General features: G+C 45.1%; 6 protein-coding genes and 1 pseudogene. 1 reads left to right on the forward strand and 6 read right to left on the reverse strand.

Annotated features, from left to right (window positions below):
* Window positions 1-2: 2 nt before the first annotated feature.
* The 5 genes from ACKPQ5_RS06635 to ACKPQ5_RS06655 all read right to left on the reverse strand — a co-directional run bounded on the left by ACKPQ5_RS06635 (window position 3) and on the right by ACKPQ5_RS06655 (window position 5,853).
* Window positions 3-1,358, reverse strand: coding sequence for a dihydrolipoamide acetyltransferase family protein (locus ACKPQ5_RS06635; protein ID WP_407678315.1), 1,356 nt, complete (start codon window positions 1,356-1,358; stop codon window positions 3-5).
* Between the two features lie 24 nt (window positions 1,359-1,382).
* Window positions 1,383-2,162 (reverse strand): DeoR/GlpR family DNA-binding transcription regulator, encoded by a 780-nt coding sequence (locus ACKPQ5_RS06640; RefSeq protein ID WP_407678316.1) that lies wholly within the window; start codon window positions 2,160-2,162, stop codon window positions 1,383-1,385.
* Between the two features lie 98 nt (window positions 2,163-2,260).
* Complete coding sequence (locus ACKPQ5_RS06645) at window positions 2,261-3,466, reverse strand: mannitol dehydrogenase family protein (RefSeq protein ID WP_407678317.1); 1,206 nt, start codon at window positions 3,464-3,466, stop codon at window positions 2,261-2,263.
* Between the two features lie 3 nt (window positions 3,467-3,469).
* A complete protein-coding gene (locus ACKPQ5_RS06650; protein ID WP_407678318.1) occupies window positions 3,470-4,789 on the reverse strand; it encodes a PHP domain-containing protein in 1,320 nt (439 codons plus the stop codon).
* A gap of 26 nt (window positions 4,790-4,815) precedes the next feature.
* Window positions 4,816-5,853: a carbohydrate kinase family protein gene (locus ACKPQ5_RS06655; RefSeq protein WP_407678319.1), complete on the reverse strand. Its 1,038-nt coding sequence runs from the start codon at window positions 5,851-5,853 to the stop codon at window positions 4,816-4,818.
* 205 nt (window positions 5,854-6,058) lie between these two features.
* On the opposite strand from ACKPQ5_RS06655, the gene ACKPQ5_RS06660 reads away from it, so the two are divergent.
* On the forward strand, window positions 6,059-6,544 hold the full coding sequence (locus ACKPQ5_RS06660) for a GlcG/HbpS family heme-binding protein (RefSeq protein WP_407678320.1): 486 nt from the start codon (window positions 6,059-6,061) through the stop codon (window positions 6,542-6,544).
* 41 nt (window positions 6,545-6,585) lie between these two features.
* Here ACKPQ5_RS06660 and ACKPQ5_RS06665 read toward each other — a convergent pair.
* Window positions 6,586-7,475, reverse strand: a pseudogene (locus ACKPQ5_RS06665) (phosphate--AMP phosphotransferase); the annotation flags it as partial.

Genomic DNA, 7,475 nt, shown 5'->3' on the forward strand with positions numbered 1-7,475 from the left:
AATTATTCTTCTCCTTCAATTTTTTGTGGGTTTTCACCCGGATGATTTTCTAAATGATTAACCAAGGTTTGTATAAAACGGGCAGCGGGTGCTCCGTCAATTGCCTGGTGGTCGATTGTTAAACTCAAAGAGATTTGATCGACAAAGGAAACCTCTCCCTCCTCATTCTTCTTCGGCTTTAAACTAATTCCTCCCACTCCGAGGATTGCAATTTCTGGGACATTCAAAACAGGAGTAAAATTTTCCACTCCAAGCATTCCAAGATTAGTCAGTGTAAATGTACCTCCAGACAGATCATCGGGTTGGATTGTTCCCTCCCGGCAGGCAATCGCTTTTTTCTTAATTTCGGAAGAAAGCATTTCTAATGACATCTTGGATGCCTCCTGGACAACCGGGACCATTAAACCACGGGGCGAATCCACTGCGATACCAAGATTTACTTCATGAAAAACGGCCAACCGGTCTCCCAAGAAATGAGCATTCATTTCTGGATGATTCTGCAAGGCAGCTAAAATGGCTTGGGCAATTAAGTCATTAATCGATACTTTCGACTCACCATCCGCCAAGCGTTTCTTTCGATACTTCTGACAATTTGTCACATCAAAAGAAGAGTGTAATGTTAATTGAGCAGTTCCCTGTAGGGACTGCATCATACGCTCGGCAATTAATTTCCGGATTCCCTTTACCGGTTCAACCTCTGCACCTTCAATCGCACCCGGCTGACGCATATCGGAAGCAAGTGCCATCCCGGCAATACCCGAACCACGAACCGGGGCTTCGAGGCCCTGTTCTTTCGCACGCACACGGGCAGCCGCTGATAACCTTGGCGTTCCGGCAAGAAATGCATCCACATCCCGTTCGATTACGCGACCTCCAGGGCCAGTACCAACTAAAGTTTCTGCATCCACGCCCAGGTTCATTGCTTTCTTACGTGCCCGCGGACTCACTCCGGAAGAGGGGACATGTGAAGTCGTAGATAAATCAACTGGGGCAGAAGCGGGGGATTGATCGGCCGCTACGGTGGACTGAACGGCAGAAGATTCAGGAGTTGAGCTAGTCGCAGGTAAAGCCGTTGCGGATGCACTCTCTGTTGCTGGACGAAGGTCATCAATATTTTCTCCCTCTGCACCAATGGCAATTACATTGGCAAGAACCGGAACATCGTCATCCGCTTCCCAAAAAAGCTCCAGTACAGTTCCAGAAGCCGTAGACTCGAGGTCAAAGCTTGCTTTATCAGTCTCAATCACTGCCAGTACATCGCCTTCGGCTACGGTGTCACCTGGTTGGACTTTCCATTCGGTAAGGATACAGCTTTCAACTGATTGTCCTTGTCGGGGCATGATTACTGGATTTGCCATAATATTATTTTCTTGGTTATAAACTTATACGACGCAGACTTTTAGTCCACGCTTGGGTAAAGATTTGGTAAAAATAGGGGGTAGGTTTTGATCGCTCACTAAGATGTCTACTTTATCCCAGTCAGAAACGCGGGCGAATGATACTTTCTCTGCCTTGCTCGAATCCGCTAATAGCACCACTTGGACTGCCTGCTCCGCGACCAGTCCTTTCACAAATGCCTCATTGGGGTCAGTGGTGGTCAACCCGTTCTTTAAGCAGAATCCCATCGTACCCATGAACGCACGGTCCACCCGGACTTGGCTCAGTACGGCAGAAGTCAAGGGTCCCACCATCGTTTGACTGATTTTTCGAAGTTCTCCACCAGTCAGAATCACCCGGGGTTCCGAATTGGCTAGTTCCGCAGCTGCCCGTAAAGAATTGGTCACCACAGTTAAATCATTTCGGTTCTTCAATAAGCGGGCCAAGCAAAGTGTGGTACTTCCCCCATCCAGGAAAAGCGATTCTTCCTGCCCAATTAATTGATACGCTTCCTCTGCAATCGCACGTTTTTGTTTCGAAAATTGATTGGTTTTATCATCAAACACCGCTTCATCAAGTCGGTTCTCAGTACTCACCGCACCGCCATGGACACGCCGTACCTTTCCCTCCTCTTCTAACACCTCTAAGTCTCGTCTTATTGTGGCAACCGAAACTTTTAATTCACGTCGCAGGTCTTCCACACGGGCAACACCGCTTTCTCGTACGAGTAATCGGATGTGCTCTCTTCTTTGAGGGGCTAGTGTTGGACAGGCTTCACGAATCATAATGATCGAATAAGATTGTTTTTGATCGTTTTTGATGGAATTGCAATCCTAGAATAATCTTTTTTGAATTTAAAGGAGGAATGAAGGGAAGGAGAAAATCAAAAATTGGTGATGATTAACTCCTGTAATTCATTTTTTTCCTCGCATTGAACCTCTTTCCAAACCTGTTCCAATCCGGCCTCAGGGGAATCCCATTTATTTTTCTCACAGGCATAGCGAAGTGCAATACCTGCCCCCTTGGCTAATAAACGAGGCTCCACTCCAGCCCTGCAGGCTAATCTCATCGAACCCAGTAAACGATCATCCCAACCGATTTTACGCACCGGGTCGCGGGTTACTCGATCCACAGGATCTCGAAGAAAAGGATTTACCATACGAGTAAGGGCTTCATCAACATGTTCCTGAAATCCGAGTTCTGTAAATAAAGGATCGTCCACAGAGGCATATTGATGACACAACCCAATTCCTGCCTCCTTTAAAAAAGAATTCCTTGCCCACTCCATCAGATCGGAGCGTTTTCCAGCGTCATGCATAAAATCAATTCCTTCTTCCTTTGCCAAATAACCTAACAGAGCATGGATCGCATTATGTCCAAGAAATTTGGTGATGGCAAAAGGATCCAATTCAGACTTGGTAACAAACTGAGTGAATCCTCGTTTAAAATCATTTGGAACTTTTTCCTCAATTAAAATTTGGTCAAATTCTTCCACTAAAAAAGCCCGGTTCAACCCATCCACAATCGGCCTTAGTCCTTCCGCCTGAATTCGTTCTTGATCCGTGACCACCGAGCACATTTTGGCAATTACCGTTTCCGAAAAAACGAAGCGGTTTTCTTGAAAATCGGGAAGGTATGAAGAACATGCATCCTGTAACCGGGAAGCAGCCCGGGAATCATTCTCTGCTGCATAAATAACACAGGAGGGAAGTTTGGATGAATCGATTTTCCTTCTCAGCCCCTCGCTAATTAATTTTGCCACTGAAGCCTCCTCCCCAACATCGTATAGTTTAAAACTCGGTAACGCGGTGCATAATTCCTGAGCTTCCGCAATTGCATCAATTAATTGCTCACGATCCTCCGCTACTAAAGGATTATAAATTTCAATCCCCTCCACCTGGATATTACTTAAGCGGGTGGATCCGGCAATATTGGAAAAATAAGTGCCCCCGCTCCGCCTGACATGATTTACTAATTCCGCATCAATTTCCGAGACTACCAGCCTTGAAAAAGACTGGGATGAATATGCTTCTGCTAAAAATAGCCCCCCCTGGATCGCACCAAAGCCAAAGCCGACAAAAGTGGACATTTACTAAGCAGACATTACCTGGCGGGCAAGTTCAGTCACTTCTCCCGCACTCATCTCAGAATGTAATGCCTCCTTTAAGCGCTTCTCTCCCCGTGGGGAATAGAGCTCTCCAAATGTAGCATAAAACTCATTCTTGGTAGTCGTGTCTGAAAATTGATTACTGGCCCAGTCACTCAGATAGCCCATTCCGGTATCCCTTTGGAGTGTTGAATGGGCATGAAGAATCCAGGAACCGCGAATAAATACCGGTTGTAAGGGAGCTAATTCTGCGGAAGAAAAATCATCCACAAATTTTTGCCCCGGACTGTTCATCTCTGTACCACCCAGTAAAGGAAGGCCAAGGTCTTGGGTTAATTGAACAACTTGTTTTAAATTTTCCAATTTTTGATCCGATTGCCCGGGAGTATAATTGCGGTCGGGGATAATATTAAATGCAGCCACTCCGGTTGAACGCCCCACCTCCACAAGTTCCTCAATCGACTGCTCCCCAATGGAACAACCATCAAGCCAGGTAAAGGTGGGAATCGCACCACATAATAATACAAATTGATTCATTTCCGCCATATTCGGGAAAGACCCAGAGTCAGGTTTTACATACCCCACCCCACCCTGCTTCATCGTTTTTGCTCGAATTAAATCAGTAATCGGTCGCCCTTCTGGTAATTCTTTGATGTCCGCTGGTGCCACCCCCAGTTTTTCACTCCAAAATTTTCTTAAATCCTCCTCCACTGGATACATCGCTGCTGCCTTTCGGGCGTACGCCACACAGAGATGCCGTTCCGTTGCATTACCATTGGGAGTAAGGGGAAGTACATCCTTATTATAATCTAAAAGTAAGGGGGAAAGAAATTCATTTACCCGGGCCACCATGGCCAAATTACGCTCCGCCGAAGTGGATCGCATAGTATCGAGAAAAATCTGTGCCTCCTGTGGAATACGGGTCGTAGTAAAACCAGTACCCATGTGATAACTGATTCCAGGTTCGCCCGGAGAATTAATTTCCCGGTCTGCAAACTCGGGTACAAAGACACGGGATTCAATTCCAATACATGCTTTTAAATCAAGTAATCGACTGGCACTCCAAAACTCTTCCAAGCCATCGAGCACATCAAAGTCAACAATTCCCCCCATCTCCAAGCCTTCCCTCTTCGCTTCCACTGCGAATCGAGTGGGAGAATATCCTTTGTAATTAAATGAATAAAAGGTATGGGCATGGGCATTCACAATCGGACGAATGCTTGGAAAAGTTTCCTCTCTGGCAATCTGAGCCAGTGAATCTTGTCGCGTTGAAGAATTGAAATCGTTTAAGGAATCCTGAATCATTAATGAGTGAGAGTTAGGTTATAAAATTAGTTTTTGTCTTCTCCGATTCCGAATTGGTCAGCCAATGCAAGGCATTCCTCGAGAGAACGTAATCCATCGGTACAGGTCGGGTTGGACATACAGGCAGTAGCGGCACAGGTTCCGGTGAGCAAACACTTTTCTAAAGGCCAGTCCTCGTGGATACCAAGCAATACACCCGAACAAAAAGCATCCCCTGCTCCCGCAGCCCCTTTAATGTAGTCCTTGGGTAAAGATAAAGAGCCCTGACGAAGTTTTTCACCGGAGCTTTTTGCCCCATAAGAACCTTCCGGGAAATGAATTGCCACCAGATCAGACACCCCCAATTCGAAAAGTTTTTGACTCGCTTCCTCAATTCCATCTTCCAGTAATTGACCATCCTTGCGTACTGCCACACCGGTTACTTTACTGGCTTCGATTTCATTAAGTATGCAATAATCAACCTGCTTTAATGCCGGTCCAATAATTTTGGAAAAGCGCTCGCTGTCCTCGCTCACCACATCGATGCTGGTTTTAAAGCCAGCCGCCCGGGCTTTGGCGAGTAAAGCAGCCCCCACAGTTCCATGCTCCGAGTCTTCCGCATCAATTGCATCCAATAAGAGCAGGTAACCGAGATGAAAAATTTTCGCATTACTCCCTGCGAAATCAATATCTTCTCCCGCCCAGGTTGCGTTGGCTCCACGATTGTGAAAAAAAGTTCTTCTTCCCCCTTCAATTTCGGTCATCACATCGGTGTAAGAAGTTGATGTTCCCGGAGACACTGAAATAAATGCGGGATCAATCCCATTTGATCGACAATCCTCTAGAATATATTCTCCCAGTCGATCCTGTCCCACTAGGCCGGCACCCACCAGTGGAAAACCCGCACCCATCTTCGCCAAGTCAAGCAACACATTATAAGGGGAACCACCCGTTCCTTGAGACTGATCAAAAATATTCGCAAGTTGTTCATGCTTGGGGTAGACATCAATCATTTTGACTTGGTCTATAATCCAGTTTCCGCCAGCAAGGAGGCCACTACGGTTATTGGTGATATCTTGATTCATCGTAATTTCAACAGGTTAGGAGTTTAAAAAGAAAGTGAAAAAATTGGGGTTTGTCTTTACAGGTCAAAGAAAACAAAGTTGAAAGCATACGAATACTCCGTTCCTCTCAATCCTAAAATTAAATAAAATGTATCGGGCAATACCTTGGTCAGAAGATCAACTAAATACCCTAGATTCTACTTTTAACTAAATTAATAAACAGTCTATGAGAATTTTTCTTTTATTAAATATGTTTTGGGCAGTGCTTTGTTATAGCAAGGTTACGCTTGAAGAAATCCCCAGACTTAATACTGCGACCGCATTAAAAATCCTTGCATCCTGTCATCAAGAATCAATCAACCAAAAAGTCGAAGTGGCCATTATGGTCGTGGGAATAGATGGTCGCATACTGGCCAGTTCTAAAAGTGAAAAAATGGATCCGGGCCTGTACGATTTCGCAAAATTTAAAGCACAAACATCCTGCTTTAAAGGAGTAGCGACTGAGGAGTTAGAAGCCCGAAATGGCGAAAATCTTGAAATTATCGATATTGGTAGCCTGAAAGTTATTCGGGGAGTAAAAGGGGGAATCCCTTTGTATTATAATGGCAAACTGGTCGGGGCTATTGGGGTGAGCGGTGCAAATCCGGATATTGATAAGATTATCGCGATTAAGGGAATTGAAAAGATCGAGGAACTCAGCGACAAAAAATAAAACTTTTTATTTTGTACTAAAAAGGACAGCAAAAAATTTCCCTAAGCCTTCTCGTCGATCTTCTTCTCAATCGCTTCGATTACCACATCCATAGATTTGATCCGGGCATAGCGCTTACAATTACCCTCGATAATCGTCCACGGGGCAAAGGGGGTATGAGTACGCAGAAACATTTCCTCGGCCGCTTCTTCATACAAATCCCACTTTTCCCGATTTCGCCAGTCCTCCTCGTGTAATTTCCATAATTTGGCGGGGTTTTCCTTGCGTGCTTCAAAGCGTTTTAATTGTTCGTCTTTATCGATATGAACCCAGAATTTCACCAAAGCGGTTCCATAATTATGAAAGTTCTCCTCCATTTCATTAATTTCACGATAAGCCTGTTTCCAGTCATTCTCACCACAAAAACCTTCCACCCGTTCAACCAACACACGACCATACCAGGAACGGTCAAAAATAGTTAAATGACCGGCCTTAGGAAACTCCGTCCAAAAACGCCATAAATAATGGTGTACTTTTTCCACATCATTAGGAGCGGATATGGGAATCACCTCATAACCCCGCGGATCCATTTCTTCAGTTAAACGGCGAATATTTCCGCCTTTTCCCGCAGCATCCCAACCTTCATAGACAATGACCATGGGGATGCGCAACCGATAGAGTTCATTATGGAGTTCATGAATTTTTTTCTGCCGGGTAATTAATTTTTTTCGATACTCGTCTTTGCCCAAGGATAAAGAAGTGTCCACCTTGCGCAAGGAAGGGGCAGTCTTACAAGTGGGTAACTTGGCCGGAATATTGCGGTTAAACTTGATTCCGCCTTTTCGTTTATCAACTTTATTCCTCAGTAAATCGACCAGGATTTGTAGAGTCTTAACCGTAGCGGGAAGAAATTTTGTGGTGTCAATCTCTTGCCAATGGGCACCGTCCACCA

Origin of the sequence: Candidatus Seribacter sulfatis (genome assembly GCF_964187635.1) — a bacterium.
GTDB lineage: Bacteria > Verrucomicrobiota > Verrucomicrobiia > Opitutales > Seribacteraceae > Seribacter > Seribacter sulfatis.